Annotated in this window: 14 protein-coding genes, 1 tRNA gene and 4 pseudogenes; 7 read left to right on the forward strand and 12 right to left on the reverse strand. The window is 66.6% G+C overall.

Annotated elements, in window-relative coordinates; translation table 11 throughout:
- Nucleotides 1–5: 5 nt before the first annotated feature.
- From ACWDYF_RS22980 to ACWDYF_RS22995, 4 genes are all read right to left on the reverse strand, one after another.
- A complete protein-coding gene (locus ACWDYF_RS22980; RefSeq protein WP_381742618.1) occupies nucleotides 6–1,298 on the reverse strand; it encodes a homoserine dehydrogenase in 1,293 nt (430 codons plus the stop codon).
- A 173-nt stretch (nucleotides 1,299–1,471) separates the two neighbouring features.
- Nucleotides 1,472–2,863 carry a diaminopimelate decarboxylase gene (gene lysA, locus ACWDYF_RS22985; protein ID WP_381742616.1) on the reverse strand — a complete coding sequence of 464 codons (1,392 nt, stop codon included), beginning with the start codon at nucleotides 2,861–2,863 and terminating at the stop codon, nucleotides 1,472–1,474.
- A gap of 59 nt (nucleotides 2,864–2,922) precedes the next feature.
- The gene (gene nrtL / locus ACWDYF_RS22990; RefSeq protein WP_389466499.1) at nucleotides 2,923–4,011 is read right to left on the reverse strand and encodes an ArgS-related anticodon-binding protein NrtL; all 1,089 of its coding nucleotides are present in this window, start codon (nucleotides 4,009–4,011) and stop codon (nucleotides 2,923–2,925) included.
- A gap of 199 nt (nucleotides 4,012–4,210) precedes the next feature.
- On the reverse strand, nucleotides 4,211–4,732 hold the full coding sequence (locus ACWDYF_RS22995; RefSeq protein WP_389466496.1) for a response regulator: 522 nt from the start codon (nucleotides 4,730–4,732) through the stop codon (nucleotides 4,211–4,213).
- Nucleotides 4,733–4,861: 129 nt separating this feature from the next.
- On the opposite strand from ACWDYF_RS22995, the gene ACWDYF_RS23000 reads away from it, so the two are divergent.
- A tRNA-Arg gene (locus tag ACWDYF_RS23000) sits at nucleotides 4,862–4,933 on the forward strand.
- A gap of 257 nt (nucleotides 4,934–5,190) precedes the next feature.
- Here the strand turns inward: ACWDYF_RS23000 and ACWDYF_RS23005 are convergent.
- From ACWDYF_RS23005 to ACWDYF_RS23015, 3 genes and pseudogenes are all read right to left on the reverse strand, one after another.
- Nucleotides 5,191–6,576, reverse strand: a pseudogene (locus ACWDYF_RS23005) (tyrosine-type recombinase/integrase).
- Nucleotides 6,573–6,788, reverse strand: coding sequence for a helix-turn-helix transcriptional regulator (locus ACWDYF_RS23010; RefSeq protein WP_365729682.1), 216 nt, complete (start codon nucleotides 6,786–6,788; stop codon nucleotides 6,573–6,575). The pseudogene ACWDYF_RS23005 and the gene ACWDYF_RS23010 overlap by 4 nt, the downstream one beginning before the upstream one ends.
- Nucleotides 6,778–8,145: pseudogene (locus ACWDYF_RS23015) on the reverse strand (replication initiator). Before ACWDYF_RS23015 ends, ACWDYF_RS23010 begins: the two are co-directional and overlap by 11 nt.
- 622 nt (nucleotides 8,146–8,767) lie before the next feature.
- Here ACWDYF_RS23015 and ACWDYF_RS23020 point away from each other — a divergent pair.
- Nucleotides 8,768–9,454 (forward strand): TIGR02391 family protein, encoded by a 687-nt coding sequence (locus ACWDYF_RS23020; protein WP_389466492.1) that lies wholly within the window; start codon nucleotides 8,768–8,770, stop codon nucleotides 9,452–9,454.
- A 20-nt stretch (nucleotides 9,455–9,474) separates the two neighbouring features.
- Here the strand turns inward: ACWDYF_RS23020 and ACWDYF_RS23025 are convergent, their stop codons facing one another.
- Nucleotides 9,475–10,608: a hypothetical protein gene (locus tag ACWDYF_RS23025; protein ID WP_389466489.1), complete on the reverse strand. Its 1,134-nt coding sequence runs from the start codon at nucleotides 10,606–10,608 to the stop codon at nucleotides 9,475–9,477.
- 285 nt (nucleotides 10,609–10,893) lie between these two features.
- On the opposite strand from ACWDYF_RS23025, the gene ACWDYF_RS23030 reads away from it, so the two are divergent.
- Nucleotides 10,894–11,895, forward strand: coding sequence for a Shedu anti-phage system protein SduA domain-containing protein (locus ACWDYF_RS23030; RefSeq protein WP_389466486.1), 1,002 nt, complete (start codon nucleotides 10,894–10,896; stop codon nucleotides 11,893–11,895).
- A gap of 559 nt (nucleotides 11,896–12,454) precedes the next feature.
- On the forward strand, nucleotides 12,455–13,237 hold the full coding sequence (locus ACWDYF_RS23035; RefSeq protein WP_389466483.1) for a hypothetical protein: 783 nt from the start codon (nucleotides 12,455–12,457) through the stop codon (nucleotides 13,235–13,237).
- Nucleotides 13,238–13,814: 577 nt separating this feature from the next.
- On the opposite strand, the gene ACWDYF_RS23040 is transcribed toward ACWDYF_RS23035, so the two are convergent.
- A complete protein-coding gene (locus tag ACWDYF_RS23040; RefSeq protein ID WP_389466480.1) occupies nucleotides 13,815–14,231 on the reverse strand; it encodes a hypothetical protein in 417 nt (138 codons plus the stop codon).
- Nucleotides 14,232–14,590: 359 nt separating this feature from the next.
- Here ACWDYF_RS23040 and ACWDYF_RS23045 point away from each other — a divergent pair, with 359 nt between their 5' ends.
- Nucleotides 14,591–15,076, forward strand: a complete 486-nt coding sequence (locus ACWDYF_RS23045) for a DUF4231 domain-containing protein (RefSeq protein WP_389466478.1) — start codon at nucleotides 14,591–14,593, stop codon at nucleotides 15,074–15,076.
- 589 nt (nucleotides 15,077–15,665) lie between these two features.
- Here ACWDYF_RS23045 and ACWDYF_RS23050 read toward each other — a convergent pair.
- Both ACWDYF_RS23050 and ACWDYF_RS23055 read right to left on the reverse strand, forming a co-directional pair.
- Nucleotides 15,666–15,935 (reverse strand): annotated as a pseudogene (locus tag ACWDYF_RS23050) (hypothetical protein); the annotation flags it as partial.
- A complete protein-coding gene (locus ACWDYF_RS23055; protein WP_389466625.1) occupies nucleotides 15,928–16,476 on the reverse strand; it encodes a bifunctional DNA primase/polymerase in 549 nt (182 codons plus the stop codon). The pseudogene ACWDYF_RS23050 and the gene ACWDYF_RS23055, both read right to left, overlap by 8 nt.
- 406 nt (nucleotides 16,477–16,882) lie before the next feature.
- On the opposite strand from ACWDYF_RS23055, the pseudogene ACWDYF_RS23060 reads away from it, so the two are divergent.
- Nucleotides 16,883–18,134: pseudogene (locus ACWDYF_RS23060) on the forward strand (hypothetical protein).
- A 25-nt stretch (nucleotides 18,135–18,159) separates the two neighbouring features.
- Here the strand turns inward: ACWDYF_RS23060 and ACWDYF_RS23065 are convergent.
- Entirely contained in the window at nucleotides 18,160–19,104 is a 945-nt protein-coding gene (locus ACWDYF_RS23065) for a phosphotransferase enzyme family protein (protein ID WP_451584300.1), read from the reverse strand.
- A 1,071-nt stretch (nucleotides 19,105–20,175) separates the two neighbouring features.
- Between ACWDYF_RS23065 and ACWDYF_RS23070 the strand changes: the two genes are divergently transcribed.
- Nucleotides 20,176–20,592: a hypothetical protein gene (locus tag ACWDYF_RS23070; RefSeq protein ID WP_389466472.1), complete on the forward strand. Its 417-nt coding sequence runs from the start codon at nucleotides 20,176–20,178 to the stop codon at nucleotides 20,590–20,592.
- The last annotated feature ends 1 nt before the right edge of the window (nucleotide 20,593 follow it).

The following is a 20,593-nucleotide window of genomic DNA, read 5'->3' on the forward strand; positions in this document are numbered from 1 at the left end:
GCTGGTTACTCTCCTTCAACCCGCATGATGCTGGCGACGCCCCGCACGGTGTCGAGGCTGCGCAGCGCCGCGACGGTGCCGGTGAGGGCGGCGTCGGACGCTCGATGGGTGACGACGACGAGAGACGCCTCGCCGTCCTTTCCCTGCTGCCGGACGGTGTCGATCGACACCCCGTGCTCGGCGAACACGGTGGCGACCTGGGCGAGGACGCCCGGTTTGTCGGCGACGTCCAGGCTGATGTGGTACCGCGTGACGACCTCGCCCATGGGCGAGACCGGCAGCGCGGCGTACGCGGACTCGCCGGGCCCGGTGGCCCCGCCGCGCAGGTTGCGGCAGACGGCGACGAGGTCGCCGAGGACCGCGGACGCGGTGGGCGCGCCGCCCGCGCCGGGCCCGTAGAACATCAGCTGCCCGGCGGCCTCCGACTCGACGAACACCGCGTTGTACGCGCCGCGCACCGAGGCCAGCGGGTGGCTGAGCGGGATCATCGCGGGGTGCACGCGCGCGGTGACGGAGGCGCCGTCGGCCGCCCGCTCGCAGATGGCGAGCAGCTTGATGGTGCAGCCCATCTCCTTGGCGGAGGCGAAGTCGGCGGCGGTGACCTCGGTCATGCCCTCGCGGTACACGTCGTCGAGCCGTACGCGCGTGTGGAAGGCGATCCCGGCGAGGATGGCGGCCTTGGCCGCGGCGTCGAAGCCCTCGACGTCGGCGGTCGGGTCGGCCTCCGCGTAGCCGAGCGCGGTCGCCTCGTCCAGGGCCTCCTGGTAGCCGGCGCCCGTCGAGTCCATCTTGTCGAGGATGAAGTTCGTGGTGCCGTTGACGATGCCGAGCACCCGGTTGACCTTGTCCCCGGCGAGGGACTCGCGCAGCGGGCGGATCAGCGGGATGGCACCGGCGACGGCGGCCTCGTAGTACAGGTCGCGGCCGTGCGCCTCGGCGGCGGCGTGCAGGGCGGCGCCGTCCTGGGCGAGGAGGGCCTTGTTAGCGGAGACCACGGAGGCGCCGTGCTCGAACGCGGTGGTGATCAGGGAGCGGGCGGGCTCGATCCCGCCGATGACCTCGATGACCACGTCGATGTCGCCGCGTTTGACCAGGGCGGTGGCGTCGGTGGTGATGAGGGCGGGGTCGATGCCCTCGCGCACCTTGGAGGGGCGCCGGACGGCGACCCCGGCCAGCTCCACCGGGGCCCCGATCCGGGCCGTGAGGTCGTCGGCGTGCGTCGTCATGATGCGCGCCACCTCTGAGCCGACAACCCCACAGCCCAGCAGCGCCACCTTCAGCGGACGCGTACGCATCATCCGACCTCGTTTCCTCATACCGTCTACGGTTGGACCAGTCTCACTCACCGGACCGGAGTTTCTGCCATTTGTCCGAATCATGAGACGTATATTTCATTTTCGCGCGGCCGGGCGACGGAGATCTTCCGGCGCCTTCCCCGGCCGACGGAACTCGGGGCACCCGCGCGGGCGCGTCATCCGACGTCGAGGCGGAGGAGGTCGTCCTCCGTCTCCCGGCGGACGACGACCCGTGCCGCGCCGTCCCGGACGGCGAGCACCGGCGGGCGCAGGGCGTGGTTGTAGTTGCTGGCCATCGAGCGGCAGTACGCGCCGGTGGCGGGCACGGCGATCAGGTCGCCGGGCGCGAGGTCGGCCGGCAGGAACGCGTCCTTGACCACGATGTCCCCGCTCTCGCAGTGCTTGCCGACGACCCGGACCAGCAGGGGCTCGGCGTCGCTCGTCCGCGACACGAGGGCGACGCTGTACTCCGCGTCGTACAGCGCCGTACGGATGTTGTCGGACATGCCGCCGTCGACGGACACATAGGTGCGCAGCCCCTCCAGCGGCTTGATCGTGCCGACCTCGTAGAGGGTGAAGGCGGTCGGGCCGACGATGGCGCGGCCCGGCTCGACGGAGATCCGGGGGGTGCGCAGCCGCGCGGCCTCGCACTCGCGGGTGACGATCTCGCTGAGCGCCTTGGCGATCTCGTGCGGCTCGCGCGGGTCGTCGTCGCTGGTGTACGCGATGCCGAGGCCGCCGCCGAGGTCGATCTCGGGCAGCTCCACCCCGTGCTCGTCGCGGATCTCCCGGAGCAGCCCGACCACGCGGTGCGCGGCGACCTCGAAGCCGGACATGTCGAAGATCTGCGAGCCGATGTGGCTGTGGATCCCGATCAGTTCGAGCCCGTCGAGCTTCAGCGCCCGGCGCACCGCCTCGGCGGCCTGCCCCCCGGCGAGCGGGATGCCGAACTTCTGGTCCTCGTGCGCGGTGGCGATGAACTCGTGGGTGTGCGCCTCGACCCCCACGGTGACACGGATCTGCACCCGCTGCCGCTTGCCCAGCGACTGCGCGATGTGCGCGACCCGCACGATCTCCTGGAACGAGTCGAGCACGATCCGCCCGACCCCGGCGCCCACGGCCCGCTCGATCTCCGCCGCGGACTTGTTGTTCCCGTGGAAGGCGATCCTGTCCGCCGGCATCCCCGCCGACAGGGCGGTGGCCAGCTCGGTGCCGGAGCAGACGTCGAGGTTCAGCCCCTCCTCCGCCAGCCAGCGCACGACGGCCCGCGACAGGAACGCCTTCCCCGCGTAGAACACGTCGGCGTCCTGCCCGAACGCGGTGCGCCAGGCGCGCGCCCGCGCCCGGAAGTCGGCCTCGTCGAGTACGTAGGCGGGCGTGCCGAACTCCTCGGCGAGCCGCGTGACGGGCACTCCGCCGACGGTCACCACCCCGTCCGCGTCCCGCGTGACGGTCTGCGCCCAGACCTTGGGGTCGAGGCTGTTGAGATCGGCCGGCGGGGCGGCGTAGTGCCCCTCGGACAGGACATCGGCGTGACGGGGCCCGGCGGGGTGTGCGGAACGGCTCATGTCGGTCAGTTCTCTCTGGCTTCTCTGACTTCTCCGGCTGCTCAGACTTCTCTGGCTGCTCAGAGGTGATCGGGTGCGTCGATGCCGAGCAGGGACAGGCCACCGGCCAGCACCGTCCCGGCGGCTTCGGCGAGGGCGAGCCGGGCGCGGTGGGCGGCCGAGGGTTTCTCCTCCCCGACCGGCAGCACCGTCGGCAGCAGCGGCCACAGCCCGTCGGCGACGGCCACGAGCTGCCGGGCCAGCCGGTCGGGGGCACGGTGCGCGGCGGCCTGGGCGAGGACGCGGGGGTGGTCGGCGAGGGCGGTGAGGAGGGGGTCCGTCGTGCGGGTGCGCCCGGTTGCCGCGGGGTGCCCGGCGGAGTCGGTGTCCCCGGGTTCGGGGGCGAAGCCGAGGTCGGCGGCGTTGCGCAGGAGGGCGCGGGTGCGGGCATGGGCGTAGCGCACCCGGAAGAGCGGGTTGCTCTCGCGCTGCGCCAGGTGCTCGCCCCCGGCCCGGACCCGGTCGCGCCCGGCGGGGTACAGCAGCGCCCAGCGCCCGGCGTCGTGCCCGAGCGAGAGGAGTGCGTCGCGGTCGGCGGGGGCGACGGGGAGGGGGCGTACGTCGATGACGCGGTCGTCGGTGCCCGGGACGGGAACGCGCCGATCGCCGTCGCCCTCCCCCTCGATCTCGACGCGGGCTCGGGCTTGGATCCCCTGGGCCGCCAGCAGCCGGACCAGCACCTCAGCGACGACGAGGGCACGCGGCTCGGCGGCGCACCGCAGCAGGACACGGGGGGAACGGGTGCTCTTCCCCTCCCCGTACCCGTACGACGGACCGCTGCGGAGGATGTCGGACACAAGGCGGACGGAGGCGGCCCCGGCCCGGTCCTCGCGGAGGCTGATGTTGAGGAACCCGGGCCCGGTCACGGAGACGTCCCGGATGCCGTCGACGAGGACGAGCCGGTCGCGCAGGACTCCGGCGACGCGCAGGGCGCTCTGTCCGGCGGGGCGGGCGAGCTGGAGCGCGACGGTGGTGGCGTAGTCCCCGCACCCGCCCGGCCCCGGCGGCTTGACGACAACCCGCTCCGGAACGCTCACGCTCAGCTCCCCCGCGTCGACAGCACGACGCACCGCGTGCAACACGGTGCGGGAGAGCTCGACGGGGGTCACGGGACAAGCGTAGGGGAGGAAGGGGGTGGGTAGGCGAGCCGGTTTGCGCGGGGTATCGCGATGTGGACGCCGGAATGGTCATGCGGGGGCGGAAGGGGGACGAAGTGCCCCGCTTCCAGCTCAAGGGGCGGACGGTGAGGACCGCACGGTCGGGAGCTGAACGACGGCGCGCCCCCTGCTCCTCGTCCTCGTCCTCGTCCTAACTACGCCGACGCCCGGCACGCTCGGCGTCCCCGTCCGCGCCGTCGCCGGGCCCGGCCCCCTCGTCCCCGGCGCTGCCGGGCTGCTGCCCTCTCCCCCGCCCATGGACCAACTGGAGCACGACTCGCACGAGTTCGGACGGCTCGAAGGGCTTGGAGAGGAAGGCATCGACACCGGCGTCGACTCCGGCCTCGACCTCACCCCGGGAGCAGGCGCTGACGATGGCGAGCGGAAGATCACGGGTACGGGGGTCGGCGCGGAGCCGCGCGGCGGTCGTGAGCCCGTCGAGCCGGGGCATGACGACGTCGAGCGTGATCACATCGGGCCGCACCTGATGGACGACATCCAGACACTCGGCACCGTCGGCCGCGGTCACGACCTCGAGACCCTCTAGCTCGAGATTGACCCTGATCAGCTGCCGGATGACCTTGTTGTCGTCCACAACAAGCACCCGGCCGGAAGCCCCTGGCACAACTCGAGAGTAGGTCGCCCCCGGCCACCGCGTCCGGGTTTTCCCCACTTCCACCCCGTCCGGGGGACCCCCCCCCACTCCCAGGTGGACGCCCCCGCCCCCACCAAAACGTTCATGACCACCCCCCTGGAGCTGGTAGTGTTCTACCCGTCGCCGCGCAGGAAGCGCAGCCGACACGCCCCCGTAGCTCAGGGGATAGAGCAACGGCCTCCGGAGCCGTGTGCGCAGGTTCGAATCCTGCCGGGGGCACCCCTTATGGGGTGCCTGAAGACCCCGACATCAGTGAGAACACTGAAGTTGGGGTCTTCGCGTATGTGCAGGCAGATGTGCCTGTGAGCAGCGGTTTGTCACCGCTCACGTAATGACGACGTAATGATCTTGGCGGGCTTCGCAGCAGGTCAGAGCACGTTTCGCGAGGCTCTGAGCGTGGCCGCGTGGACCACCTGTGGACAGGCCGAAGCCCCGGACCAAAGTCCGGGGCTCCCGTGGTCGATCGATTCTCTGTGTCAGTCCGCCGGGCCCTCCCCCAGCCCCTGCATGATCCGGTCGTTCATTTCCTGCTCCTGGCCGTCAATGCACTTGGCGTAGATCTTCAGCAGCACGTCGACCGAGTGCCCCGCCCGGGCGGCCACCTCTGGCGCTGGCACACCGGAGTTGAGCCACTGGGACACCCCCGCGTGCCGAAGGTCGTACGGCCGCGCAGCCATCACTGAGTCGACCTGATGAGGCAGGAGCGCCAGGGCTCGCGCCTGCTTCCACGCCCGGGAGTAGGAGGACGCCGCGACGACGTTGCCCCGCTCGCTGGCGAACAGCCGGCCGTCCTCCGCTGTGCCGAACTCCTTGACGTGGTCCTGGAGCAGCCGCACTAGGGGCGCGGCCGAATGGGCAAGGTGCGCACTTGTCCGGCCTCACGTTGCTTGAGCCCCCGGCGATCGTGCGCCTCGCCGGAGTCCGTCCACGCCTTCCCTGCCGTAGGCAGGGTCTCCACCAGTTCGATACGCCCCCCACCCCTTCTCCGGAAGCGTGCAGTCGGCCAGCCGAAGGCCCAGCGCCTCAGCGGGCCTCATCGCGGCGTAGTACAGGCATCCGAAGAACGCCTGCAGCCGCCGCCCGCTCGCGCGGTCGTATCCGCCCACGTGGGTGAGCGCGGTCAGCAGCTCCCGAGCCTGCTGAAGGTTGACCACCACCCGCCGGTCGACCTCCTGCACCGCCCGCTTGCCCCGCTTGCGACGGACCCGGGACAGCGGGTTGGACGTCAGCGCCTCCAGCTCGACGGCGTACTCCAGCACGTTGAAGACCACCGTCCGGCGACGCCGGTAGGTCTGAGTGGCGGCTGGCTTGCCATCGAGGCGCCGGGTCAGGGCGTCGGCTAACTCCTGTGCCCGGCTGCCTTCCGACAGTTCGGCCACGGGCAAGGAAGCCTTCGAGAGCCAAGCCAGCGCCGCGGCGATCTCCTCGGGCCGGCCCCTCTCCCGCCGAGGCGGGGGCAGCAGATAGGACCGCAGCGCCCGCCGGAGGACATCCGGGGCGGGTCGGCCCCGCAGCCCCTTGACCGGAACCGGGAGGACGGTTGCCAGCGCGTCGGTCACGCTGTCGCGCTGCTTGGCCGATGCCTCCGGCCAACGGTCATCCAGATACTTGAGGGCCAGTTCCACGAAGCTCAGAGCGACCTTGCCGCCCCGCAACGAGTCGGGCAGACCTGTGACCGTGTCGAAGGCCTCTCCCCTGTCGGCGGCCCGCAGCAGCTTCGCGCGGAAGCGATCTGCCAGGGCCTTCGTCTTGTGCGACTCGTGGAAGGGATCTCCGTCCACGGACCACCGCACGAGGTACGTCGGCTTCTTGGCGGAACGGTTGATGCTCAGCTTCCAGATGACGACCTTGTACGACTTCACCGCGATCCCCCGTCCACGTCTTCCGCCCGCTCCTCCACCCAGGCGTCGAGCACGTCACGACGGACCCGGAGTTCGCCGTTCGGCAGCCGGATGCAGGCCGGGGCGAGATGGAGTTCACGCCAGCGGTAGAAGGTGCGGCGGGAGACTCCGCCCAGCTCCTCCAGGACCTGCCGCACGGTGAGGAGTTCGACGGCACTGCGGTCACGCACCATGCGGACCACCGCCCTCCCCCACCGAGGCCGCGGGCAGCGCCGCTTCCGGGGAGTAGCCCCGCCCGGCGTAGCGCCACTGCCCGACCACGGCCACGGGATGACCCTTCAGGCCGAGCGTGTCGCGCTGCTCCTCGGCGCGGTGGTCGGCACGGGCACGGCGGAGTTCGCCCAGAGTGGTCGAGTACCGGCGGGACTTGGTCGAGAAGTGGCCGCCGTAACCGAGCATGTGCGCCCACCGCCGCAGGCCGAGATCGGCAAAGGCGGGCAGGCCGCCGAGCCACCCGCAGGTACCGATCAGGCGCAGCACGTGCGCCCGCACCGGCAGTAGGACCATCTCCCGCGCGGACCGGATACGACCGTCGACAGCACCGGCCGACTCCGCACCCTTGGTCGCGTACTTGGCGATGTACCCGGCCACGGCCCCCGACGAGGGACGCTCCCCCATCTCGGAGGCGGCGACCGGACGCACGTCGACCTGAGTGCCGAAGCGCAGGATGCGCGCTCCGACCACCGACGCCCCCGGAGCCCGAAGGCGCACTCGTGCAACAGCAGCCGGAACGGCATCGGTGAGCAGCTGGGTGGTAGCCCAGCAGGGCGGTAACGAGCCGGGGCCGTCCGGGCCGTCGAGGCGGACCACGGCATGGAAGTGGATCAGGCCGCGCCGCTGGTACTCGGCGACCTTCGCGTACGAGACCCTGACCACCTCGGCCAGCTCCTTACGGGGCAGTCCGGCCCGCCGGGCGATCTCTCGCCGGAGCTCAATCCCGAAGCGGTGCCAGAGCAGCCCCGCGCACGACTGCCAGAGCACGGCCCCGGCGTAGTCGTAGCAGTGAGGGCAGAGCGGTTCTCCAAGGCAGGCATCGTCAGAGGCGTGCCGAGCGGTACAGCCGAGTGGGGCCCCGTGCGGGCAGTGCTGCACGTCTCACCGAGGGCGACACGGGCGCACTCGACCGGAGTGCTCCCGGCGGGTGTGGACCGGCCCGAAGCCGGGCGCGGTGAGAGTCGCGAACACCCGAGGGTGCCCGCTCACCGACGGCGGCACCTCCTTGCCGCCGACCAGGCCGGCGCGCATGAGCTGATAGGTGTCCGCCTGATAGAGCCGGGAGCAGGCCGGGAAGACCGAGGAACGGCGGTTGCCGCACGCTGTCAGCAGCCGCACCCCGGTCGGCTCGGAGCTGCCGAAGGCAGCCAGGACTTCTCCCGTGTCGGTGTCGACCAGGGAGGCGGAGCCGACGAGGTGAATCGGATTGGTACAGCCGCCGAGACGAATGATGGCGCGGCGCCAGGCAAAGAAGTCCGGCAGGGATGCCCGCTCCAGGAGCGCGGCCACGTCCGGCGAGAGCGTGGGACCGGTCATCGACGGTCACCCTCGTGGGGACCGAAGGCGTGCCCCATGACGGAGGCGATGGCTTCCGGCCGGGTCTTGGCGCTGAACCGGTACGTCGGGTCGGTCAGCCAGACCGCCGCGGCATGTCCGGGGCAGAGCCAGCGTTCCGTGCCGTCAAGGCCCGACTGCGTTCCGCTCCGCCGGGCGCGCTCCCGGCTCCGCTGCGGGCGCCGCTCCTGACTTCGGCCCGCTCTGCCCGCGCTGCGCCGACGCGCCCCCACATGTGGATAGGACCGGTGGCTATGAGGCAATCACCGCAGAGCGCGGCCCGCGGTTGGGGCAATGCCTCCGGCGGGCCATCGGCCGGCACCGGGATGGAGGGGGCGTCGTTCCCGGCTGCGGGTCCGTAGGGGTGTGCGTGGGGAGCTCCTATCCCGACCACCGTCGACCCAGGCAAAGCCGAGCAGACGCGGCCCATGGCGTCCAGGTCGTTCGTACAGTGGCGCGCTCCACCTGGACGCCATGAACCACGCCCGCTCCACGATGTGTGGGTCGACGGCGGACGGGATGGGAGCCGGGGAAAGTGGTGGGTTGAGCCAAACGCCATCACGGCGCCGCTCAGGGAGTGAAAGACTACGGGTATAAGTGAGGCATGATCGCACTCACGCCTGAAGCCGCCCTAGAGCTCCCCATCGATGAACTGGCGCTGCATGTCCTCGAAGACATGGTGCGCAGCAATACGTGGAACTCGTACAACTACTCATTGCAGTACAACTCTGACGCAAGCTACAAGGGTCAGGGTGCCAAGGCTGTTGCTGAAGCTGTGCAATGGTTGTTGGCGCAGAGCATGCTTGCGAGTGAACCCGGTAACACCAGTCCGCATGCCATATTCGTGACACGGCGAGGACATGAGGCAATTAAGCAGGGCATTGCCACTGTGCGTAGCGTGAACAGGCTTCAAGGAAACCTGCACCCTTTGATCGAAGCCAAGGCCCGTCGTCAGTTCCTCCTCGGTGAGTACGAGAACGCAATCTTCGTCTCGATGAAGGCTGTTGAGGTGCGGGTGCGGCAGTTGGCCAGCTTCGGGGATGAGCTTATCGGCGTTGACCTCATGATTAAGGCATTCAAGTCCGGCGGCCCACTGGCGGACCCTACCGCGCCGGCTGGTGAGGTTGAGGGCACCATGATGTTTTTCCGTGGGGCATACGCAGTGCTCCGCAACCCGTCTGGACATCGTGAGGTGTCTTTCGATGACGTCACCGAAGCATCCGAGGCAGTCATGACCGCAAGCCTGCTCATGCGGATGCTCGACAAGATCGAGCGCCGACTTGGGCAGTGAGTAGTCGGTCCAGCTGGCTCTCACTGGTGTTTGGCAAGCAGTTGGCTGAAGAAGCTCCGCAGCATGTCTGCGGCATCGGCATCATCTGTCCCGAGCTCGTACCCGCCGAACCGGTACACCTCGTACCCGCTGAGCCTCAACCTGCGGTCTTCGGCGACCATTTCGGCGTAGAGCCTGGGTGATGCTTCGCTTCCCTCGGCGTAGTGCTGTTTACCGTCCACCTCCAGGACGATGCGCACCCCGTTCGGCAGGAGAAGCAGGAAGTCCATGCGCTCACGGGACAGGATGCTGGAGCGGCCACCGCGCTGCCTGCGGGTGAGCGGGTCGTAGTGCAGATACACCTGAGGGATGAGGGCAGGGAGCGAGCTGGCCTCATCGGAGGCATACCGTTCGCAGTAGGTCCTGAACAGCAGCCGCTCCACGTGGTTGTTCCCTAGAGACTCGCCCAGCCTCCCGTACAGGTCACGTGCGACTTCAGCATTGTCCGCGTCTGCAAACCCGCCCTTGTCCCGCCACCAACTGACGAGGGCTCCCCAAGATAGGCCAGCCCGATCAAGCGGCCGGTCGTAGAACAGGCAATACTCGCCGTTCTCCGTAACCTCGATGACGTTGTTGATCGAGTCCCTGAGTACTATGCGCGGCTTTGGCCCGGTAGACGCAAAGATCAGGTTCTTGAGCTCACCACCCACACCCTTGACGGATGTTGTCTGCGTGCGTTCGTCCTCCATCTCTTCCAGTCTTTCAAGGACAGGCGTAAAGAGGGCGTTCACATAGCCTCGCCGGGCAGCCCAGGAGCCACCCATGTCGTTTTCTCCCCAGTACCCTCTAAAGCCGGTGAAGTTACTAAACGGGGGAGCGAAGTCTATGCCCAGACGTTTCAAGAGCGCGCGCAGCGTACGAATGACGGTGCCACTCTGTTCATCATCGAGCCTGGCATCGCTGCTTCGAGTTCCGTACTTCTCAAACTCATCGTGCGCTAGTTGGGTTAGCGCGTAAGCGGCTTCAAGGTCATCGACGTCTTTGACAGGGCCTTGACGGAGCTGTTTTACAAGGTCAGACCGAAAAACTTCACTCACTCGCGCCGATTCATTCCATGGGTCTGCCCCATCCCAGAACGCGTTCTCTTCGAGGTCGAAAAAGTCGCTTGGCTGCATGATCTAACTTTATTTAAGGTGTCAGGGCATGAACAGAGTGCAACCAGACTCATGGCCAAGCTAGACGCTTGTCGTGGTGCTCGCGCGGCGCGGTTGGCGGCAAACGGTAGGCACCGACCCTGGCCGTACGGTCCATGCGCAAAAGATGACACACTGCAGGAAAAGGCGCAAAGCATGCTATAGCTGAACACTCACTCATTATCGGGTAAATCCCAGCTATAGCCAAGGGTTGCTCTTTCATCCCGAAAAGCCCATAATCTCCGTCAAAGATCACAGGAGATAGCCATGACCGATGAGCGCCAAGTGTCACGCCGACAGTCGCAGTCAGAGCGCGTTTCTTTCACTGACCCAATCGTTGTTGTCAACACGGCTCAGCGACGCTTTGAAGTCGTGCCGCAGTACATTTCGCGCACTGAGGGAGACCAGCTCTCGGCAAAGCTGATCTATCACAAGAAACGCGAGGGGCGCTTCGCGTTTGGTTTTCCCATCGAGTTCACGCTCAACCATGAAGAAGTCAAGGAGCTAAAGCGCGTACTGGAAGAGAGTCTGGCTGTCGCTGAGGGGCGTCAGGATGGTGACTTCCTCGTGCTGCGACTTGACGGCACCGGCACTGGTCTCTCAGGCCGGGACCCGATAGCTGTTGGCAAGGCCATCGCACCGCTGGTGGCTAATGAGGACGTCTTGCGCTCGTTGACAGAGACTCCGGACGGTGCGGAAATCCTCAAGGGTGTTCAGTCGAGCGTGCGTCTCACGGAAGTGTCGCTGGCCATCGAGCAATTGCGCGCCCACCTCGATGGTGGTGAGACCAAAGAACAGGTCTACCAAGAGTGGTGTGAGCGCCACGGCTGGGTGTTTGGCAACGTCTACACCATGCGGGATGAGGTCCGAAACATCGCGCTCGGGGACTCCGTAGACGGGTTGATGGAGCAGACGGCTAACGGGTTTCGCGACATCTTCGAGCTCAAGCGCCCGAACATGCACGTCATCCGATACGACGACACACACAAGTCTTGGTACTGGGGTCGTGACGTGTCGATGGCCATTGGCCAGTGCCACCGCTACCTCGATGCTCTGCACGAGGGTGCCGCCAACGGGTTGCGAGACCATCCAGAAGTGGTTGCCTACCACCCCCGAGCCATCCTGGTCATCGGGCGGTCTCATGACTGGTCGGCCGAGCAAGTCAAGGCGCTGCATGGACTCAACGCACGCCTGCATGGCATCAGCGTCATGACCTACGACCAGTTGCTTGCTCAGGCCGAGCAACTCTTGAGCACGTTGAGGGGGTAGTGCTGTGAGCAGCGATGCGTTGCCGGGCCGGCGCTCCTGTCTCCACCATCGCTCCAGCCCGGTCGGCGTTCGTGCCGTTCGCCCAGCAGCCAACTGTCTGGAATCAGACATGTGCCCCCTCCCCGCAGAAACAGACGACAAGCAGTTGCCAGGCGCAGGTTCCACCTAAGCCATTGATCGTCCGGGCTCCCGGGAGCGCATCCGGGAGCCGAGAACGGTGGCGAACTCAGGCGTCGATCGGGCTGTCCTGTCCCGAGGGGTTCGACAAACGATCGGCGGTGAGCGTGACCGCCTTGCTCCTGTGCCGGCGCCGCACTCGCCGGATCATCCAACCGCCACCAGTCACGAATCCCGTGGCGAGGAGAGACCCGATCGTCTCACTCAACGCACCCTGCCCGATGGCGTCCCAAGGCAACGTGGACACCCACATAGCTATGTCCTTTCGGTCGTCAACGCGTTGTCATCCAGCGTGGGTTGGCGCAGGACAGCCCGGACGCGTGCGGACGCCAGACGGTATCGTCGGACAGTTTCGGACGGGCTGGGTGCTATGCCAAGGTTGATGCGGCCGGAGTTGCCCGAAGGGCCGAAGAAGGAGCTGAACGACGCGCTCCACGACTTGCACTTTCGGTCGGGGCTACCGTCCGTGCGTGAGCTTGTCGCTCGGGTCGGTGGCGAGGTGGCCGGCAAGAGTCGGGGCCACGACGCCTTCTCCAGCGAGCGAGTGCCCGCTTGGGGGCTGGTCGACCTTCTGGTGGAGGTCCTTGCGGAGATGACGCCGGGCGCGGATCAGGTGCGCGAGGTACAACGGATACATCAACTGTGGCTGGCGGCATCAGGGCACACGGCCCCAGAACAGTCCGCGCCGCCGATGCTTCCGGAGGCGAAGACGCCATCCGCAGTGCCACCATCACGGAGGCCAGCGCCTGCGGCGCAACCGGACGCGGCTCGACGCCCGGTTCTCGCCATGCGCGTTGAGTGGGTTGACCCCAGTGATTTACAGATCGACGTCCGGCGGAGACTGCGCGGCCTGGTTGACCAGGCCCTTGACGATATCGGTTGGCCGAGCAAGGGAAAGCACCGAAGGAACGGCAGTGCGGGTTCAACCATCGTTCTTGACAGCCTGGACGAGAGTCCGAGTCTGACGGTCGGAACCTTCCTGTCGACGCTAGACAATGAAGTCGAATACCTCCGCGAACCAACCGCCTATCCGTCCAACTTCCGTACAGCTGAGCTGCGGTTCATGGCTCTTTTCGACCCGGCGGCACCTGACGCTGACGAGCTTCTGGAGGAGCTGAAAATCATTTGGTCGTCGGACGATGTTGGAAAGATCTGGCAACATTAGATCGGTCGCGTCTCCGCCTTGGTTAACGGACTTGCCGATTTCGGAGGCCATCTTCCGGGGACATGGGAGCTGCACACTGCGGGGATCAACCTGGCAAAGGGGTCTCAGTTGGTGCCCTTCGACGTCCGGACGAGGTACATCGATCCCCACGCAGACCCCTTCTAGGGGCTTCCCGAGGCAGATCACATATCGCCCCTCCATATGGCAGGTTCCGCCTGCGCCATGCGTCGTATCCGAGCAGCCGACACCTGCGGTCCTCCCGGCTACAGCCTCAGGATGAGCGCGTGCTCGTCGCGACGAGTGGGGATCCGCGGTGAAGGCAGCAGCGCCAGGCAGGGCCCATCTCCGCGCGTTCATCGGCGAGCGTGCGACCCAGCCGTGACTTCCCAGGACGCAACCGCCCCCCGTTCTGACATCCACAAGTGCCATCAACGGCGCCGGACGCCAGCATTCCGGGGCGGTTTGGTGCGGCCGGTGTGGCCAGGCGGCTCCCCGGCAGTGCGACGCAGTGATCGAACTCCTAAAGCGGTGTTGCACAACGCCGCGGCTAACACGGCAGCGGCAGAGTGCCAGAGACTCAGTCCTCGCCCACCTGCAGCAACACCACGGTGAAGGACTCACCGGTCCCCGCAACAACCCCATCGAAGGTATGCCGGGTGACCGGGTTCCACGCCCGTGCTCCGGACGAGAGGTCGATGATGTTCGTGTACCAGGCGGCCTCGTAGCCCAGCAGGCGGACAACACGTTCCGCCGCTCTACGGGCGTGGGTGCGGTCTCGACATCCTGAGCCGGGGAACACGAGGTCATAGGTCGCCAGGTAGGTCAAGAACCCGACTGCACGCTTAGCGTCGATCTGCAAGAGTGCGTCGTCGATCTCTACCGGTGTGTCCGGGCCGACTGCACCTACCACTGCATACTGCTTCCAAGCCTCTTCGGCCTCGGCTGCCACTTGGCGAACGAGTTCCGGAACGGATCCACCGGCTTCGTCGACCACACGGCTGAAGACCCCGTCTTCTCGCGACAACGAGCCCGTAAGAGCGCACAGTTCCGCAGCTACGTCCACCGTGCCATTCTCTACTGGCCAGCATCGCGCGATCGGGTGGTGAGTGTCTAACTGCGTGACAACGCCGACGGGCAGCGGCGGACAAGCTCGGACGCCTGCGGACCATCGCCGCAGGTAAAGGGCACACTGGCCGCAGATCGAGCCCCCACCCAAGTTGCTTCGGGACGAAGGGGGCGTGCGTGGGTCGAGCTGCCGAGTTGACTGCGTAGTTCACCACCGATGTACTCCCACACATGCCAGCAAGGGATGACGGTCAGTCACTCGAAGCTCACCCCGCTCTCGCTCAGCCTGTGGCCGCAGCGCAGGATTACGTGGACGGGAGGCTGTCGCAGTACCAGACGTGGTACGACAAGAAGGCCATCAAGACGAAGGCCATGCATCTCCGGATGAGGACGATATCCGTCGTCGGAGGAGCCTTGGTTCCCGTGTTAGTCAACCTTGACCTGTCGTTCGCGAAACTTACCGCTACGGTGCTGAGCTTGATCGTTGTCGGCTCCGTCTCCTTGGAGAGCGTGTACCGCTACCGCGAACAGTGGAAGAACTACAGGTCGACCGAACAACTCCTCGGGCATGAGCGGATCTACTTCGAAACCAAGGTGGGGCCCTACTCAGGTCTCTCGGAGAGTGACGCATTCACGACCTTGGTCGCCCGCGTAGAGCGCGCCATCGCCAACGAGAACTCTGCGACCCTCAACGTGATGACCTTGGGCGGCCAAGTAAGCACTGACGTTCAGACACCGCCCGGCGACCCTGGTGGTCGGCGAGAGCTTCAGTAGACCGAGCGTGCCACTCGTGTGCCAGATACTGCGGGCAACCACGGGGAACACCGGGGAATGAATCCCGAGGCCATTGGGCACCGACACTGTTCCGCCGCAGGTCAGCAAGGTCCCCACCGCTGAAGCACCCTAGCTTCCCAAGCTGATGGCGCAACTGAGGTGGCCTGCTGACCGTCCGGGCTGCGGCGCTAGGGCGCCGGTCCCGGCCGAACAGCAGGCCAGCCGGTTGGTCCTCTCTAGGGAGGAGCGTCTCCCTGTTCAGCGCACCGAAGTCGCCGAAGAGCGCGCTTCGCAATCCCTCGCTTCCAAGCCAGCCTGGATGAGTCGTGCCAGGAGCACAGCTGCTTCAGGGCGCACCGTGCCGAGGCCCACCAGACCGTCACCTCGCACATTCACGTCCGCTGCGAGCCCCGGGAAGTCAACCTCCAGCCCCAGCGCAGCGAGTTGCTCGGCGAGGCGGTCGGCGCCGCGTCGAGCCTCGCCCCAGCCTCGGACGTAGCTCACGCCGGCCGTCAGATTCTCGGCGCGTGGGGCGATTACTCCGCGTCGGTCTGTCATGAGTCCCCTCCGGTTCGTGGTCAGACTTGGTGTCGCGGCGAGGCCCGGCGGCACTCGCCAGGGCCAGGCGCAGCAGTTCGGCCAGGTGCTCGGCAGTTGCAGGCGAGACACGGCCCAGTTCGACAAGGCCGTGGCCGAAGGCGTTCAGGTCGGCGCGCAGGTACGGGAAGTCGCGCTCCATGCCCGCGCTAATCAAGGCGTCGCGCAGGGCCGTTGTCGCGTCACGAGCGGCGTACCAGCCGTCGCTTTCCAGCGGAGACCAGCGCGCTGCGTCAAGGCGGCCACGGGATTCCTCAGGCACCGGAAGTCGACTCCTCCGGGTAGGCCGCCATGGCGTCAGCGGCGGAGCTGAACCGGTCGCCGTAGCGGTCGACGCGTGCCAGTAGCTCGGCGGCGGCGACAAGCACTGTTGCCAGGGCGATCGGACGAAGCGGATTGGCCTCCGGGCGCCGTACCGGGGCCCGGAGCCATTCGTAGCGGTCGCCGCTCAGCGGCATGGGACCCGGCACCACCACCACTGCTTTGAGACCGAGGTAGCGGTACTCCGGCGGCTCGCTGGTCTCGCGCCGGAGGAAGTAGGTGAACCAGTCGCGGCTGTTGGAGCTGAGGAAGAAGCCGGCCCCGCGGGCCCGGTGGTCGACCATGACCGGGCCGCATGGCAGGTCCCGGCGGCACATCTGATCGAACGTCTCCAGACCGAGCCGCTGTTCCACGGACACCACGTCGAAGAGGCGCCCGGCGGGAATCACCGACGGGCTACGCGGGTCGTCCGCCCAGAGCGCCCGGCACATCACCGGGTCGTCCGCCGCTGCCGATAGCCACTCGATGCCTCTCCTGGTCATCGTTTGCACGTCTTCTTCCCACCTCGGGTCGGATACCCCACGGCGCCTGAGCCACAGTGGGTTAAGCGTCGCGGGACTGGCACTGACCAGTGCAGATGACGTCAGGTGACAGGGGATGACGAGTGGCGCGGAGGCCCGTCACACCCCGTCGTCCCGAAGTGGTGGCGACAAGTCCCGTTCGCCGCTGCCAACGGGTTTGTAAATCGCGTACGTTCGTGATGGTCAAGGACCACGCACCACCCCCTTTTGCACTGCCACGAGGAGGGAAAGGCCGTCTCCTATGGACCCCATCAGCGAGCGTTTACGCCGGGCCCGAACTGAACGCGGCTGGAGCCAGCTGCGATTGGTGCGTGAACTGCGCAAGGCCGCGGCCAAGCGCGGTCACCAGATCCCCACCGACGACAGCATCAAGCGGCGCATCGCGAGCTGGGAGAACGGGCACAGCGTGCCGGAGGGGTTTACGGCGCCCTGCTCGGGGACGCATACGGCGCCAGCCCACATGAGCTGGGGCTGGAACACGACGGCAGAGAGCGTGCCGCGCTTCTGGACGCCAGCTACCCCGACAGCCCTGACACGGCGATCAACACGGTTGACCGGCTATGGAGCGCCGGCCTGAACCGGTACGAGCCGTTGTTGCAGTCCGAGGCGTCCGAGCCAGCGTGGAACGAAGCGTCCTTACGGTGGTTGGTGGCACCGGAGCCAGCGCCCCGATCCGGTCGCCCGGTGGGGCTGCGAGTGGGGCTCGGGGACGTGGCAACGGTGAAGGCCACGGCCGACATGTTCGCCAGACTCGACGACCAGTTCGGCGGCGACCACGCCCGGCGGTCCGTTATCCAATACCTCAGTGCCGAGGTGGTTCCGCTGCTGCGCGGCGGCTACAGCGACGCCGTGGGGAGGGCTCTCTACTCCACCGTGGCGGAGGCGACCCTTGTCGCCGGCTGGATGTCGTACGACGCCTGCCATCACGGACTCGCCCAGCGCTACTTCCTTCAAGCACTCCGGCTGGCCCAGGACGCCAACGATCGGCGCCTTGCCGGAAGCATCTGTCAGCGATGAGCCACCAGGCCACCTTCCTCGGCCGGTACACCGAGGCAGCGACGCTCGCTCGTGCCGCCCTGATGGGCATCTCCGCGGTGGCGACGCCGACGCTCCGAGCCCAGTTCCATGCAATGAAGGCTCACACGCTGGCCCGTACAGGGGATGTCCGAGGGCGTGAAGCAGCTCTGGCGGCGGCGACACGAGCGCTGGAGGGCAGGAACAGCGACGCCGAGCCCGAGTGGATCGCCTACTTCGACGAGGCGGAGTTGGCCGCCGAAGCAGCGCACTGCTTCAGGGACGTCAACAGCGCCAGGCAGGCGGTTGCCCATGCGGAGAACGCGATGAGCGGCAGCCACGTGCGGAGCGACTTCTTCGCAACGATGGTGCTGGCCGACGCCCACCTACGCGCCGACGACATCGAGGAGGCCTGCCGGGTGGCGATGGATGCGCTGGATCTCGGGGAGAACCTGAAGTCCGCACGATGCGTGAGTTACCTGGCTGAGTTCCGGGCGAATCTGCTCGCGGCAGGGGACAACGCGGTGTCCCAGGCGTTCGCGGAGCAGGTAGGCGAGCACCGGTTGTGGGTGGCAGCCGTAGCCGGCGGTCCTGCCGCTCGTTGAGTCGGCAGGCAGTGGACGAGGTTGTTCAGAAGGCGCCCCACGTGTCCCGGCCCTCACCGGTCCGAAGGGAGTACATGCGCTTCTCGAACTCGGCCGCGAAGCGCTCGCTCGTCGTCACCTGGTGCCCGATCCACGCCACCATCATCAGTTCGCGGAGGTCCGCGAGGGTTTCGTAGCCGGGCCAGTTCATCAGGTCGAAGCCATATCGGTGGACGAACTCCGCGTACTCCTCGCGGGTGTGCCACCCGTACCGCTCGTAGTAGATCGCGGTGAGGATCAGGTCCCACTCACGCGGGGCCAGGGCGAGGCCGTCGAGATCGATCAGGACGGCGTGGCCGTCGCGGTGACGGAGGATGTTCCCAATGTTGGCATCACCGTGGATCATCCCGAAGGGAAGGACGAAGTCCAGGCGGTCGTACTCCTTGGCCAGCTCGGCCGCCCGCCCCTCCAGGAACTCTCGGTCCTTGTCTGAAATGCCGTCCAGGCCCGCCAGGGACGAGGCCAGCTTGGCGTGTGGGTCGAAGTACGGCAGGCCCATGGATTCGGGCTCCTCCAGCCAGTGCAGACGCTTTAACAGATCTGCAAGCTCGCCTACCGTGGCGTACTCCTCCCGCTCCTGGACGCTCTCCCAGAAGGTCACGACCCTGCCACCGACGACCACAGGCTGGGCGGTGTCCCGCGGAACGCGCACGGCCGGGAAGTTGGACTGCTCCAGCCAGCGGGCGACGTCTACGGCTCGTTCCATCTCAGGAAGGACGGCAGGGTCACGAGCAATGCGGACAATCACCGGTTCCGAGACCAAGCGGTACACGGCGTTGGAGCCAAGCCGAAGCAACTCGGCGCCGGTCGGGTCAAGGCCGACGGAGCGGCAGGCGTCTCGGAGGACGGGCGCCGTACCCCCGGCCGTGAACCCCGTGGCGCCGCCGTCTTCCCACTCGCCGTCGCTGCCCGAGATCATGCGACCGACCATACGGGGCACATCCCGACGCCGACAGGTCACCTGCGTAATGGGGACGTAATGATCTCGGTTAGCTGCCCGGGGTCAGGCAGCTCCGGCCCAGGTCAGAGGGGTGTAGGCCCAGTAAGCTCACCTGGGCTCCGGAGCCGTGTGCGCAGGTTCGAATCCTGCCGGGGGCACCCAGTATGAGGTGCCTGAAGACCCCGACATCAGTGGAGACGCTGAGGTTGGGGTTTTCGCGTTTGTACGGGTGGATGTCTGTACCGGGCAGCGCGCCGAAGCTTGCAGGCGGAGCCGGGGCGGGCCTTGCGTATCGGCACATGCGTCAGCAACTGTTTGCCTGACTGCCTCGAATTTCAGATATTGCAACCACGCCACACGGGCCAAACTTTCAGGCAGCTGCGCTTCATCAAGGCGATCGACTCCCGACAACAAGACGGGAATCACCCTTCCCCCGCACTTGAATGCTTCTTCCATTTCTCTTACTACCCAGTCTTGCTTATTAGGAAGACCGGAGCGCCCCGAGATGAATTTCTCCTGTCAACCAGAATCGACGACCGCAAGCAGAACTTTACAGCTACCTACGGCCTCAATATGGATTCCGAGTAGTCCCTCCCAAAGCGGCCGGAAAGTAGCTCATCGAGCAGGATCGCAGCATACGCGCCACCCTCCTTACGATAGTTTAAGAATATTTGAGCCATTCCTCTCCGTTCGACACCTAAAGGTAAAATCATTCTTCCCTGAAGGCGGAGCTTTCCATAGCGCAATCCTCTAGCCTCGAGGGTAATCGATTGACAAGTTTAGGGTAACTGCGGAGTGGACCGTCCGAGCCGCACCTATAGACCGCCGGAAGGAGCACCAGTGAGTGGCACGGCCAACACTAGGCAGCCCAAACCAGGGAAGAGTGGTCGAAAGACGATGGTTCCGAATCAAGACGCGGATGGCCCAATGTCTGGTCCAGAAGTACTGGACCTGACGAAGTGGCACATCGGCAGATACGACCGGCTTCGTTCATCGACTTTCGTTCGGGCATCAGTCCTGCTGAGCGCGAACGCCGTCCTGGCGACAGGCTCGCTGTTGATCGTGAGCTACCATCTCCAAACTGTCGGGTCGCCGCGCAGATTATGGGCCGAGTGCCTTTTCTGTGCTCTCGCCGTATTGGCACTGGCGCTGATCCTGAGAAGCCTGTGGGACTCGATCAACGCCATCGCTGCACGAAAGACGACACGAACTCTGCACGCGGCCGAGATCCCGTCCAGGTTCTTGTTCAACTGGGGCGACACGCTTAAGTCAGTGGATGGCCACAGCAGCTTCGCAAGGAAAGTCGGCGAACTCAGCCTGGATGCGGCCCTCGGCCATGCCACGGCGGAGCTCTGGACAGACATCCTCCAGCATTCACAGCGGCACGGATACCTCAGATCAGCGATCAGCACCTTCCGGTACTGCGTCATCACGCTGCTGATCCTGGCCGCGTTCACGTTCGCGGCAGCGCTGAGGTGAT

It is taken from the genome of Streptomyces sp. NPDC003284 (assembly GCF_053589675.1).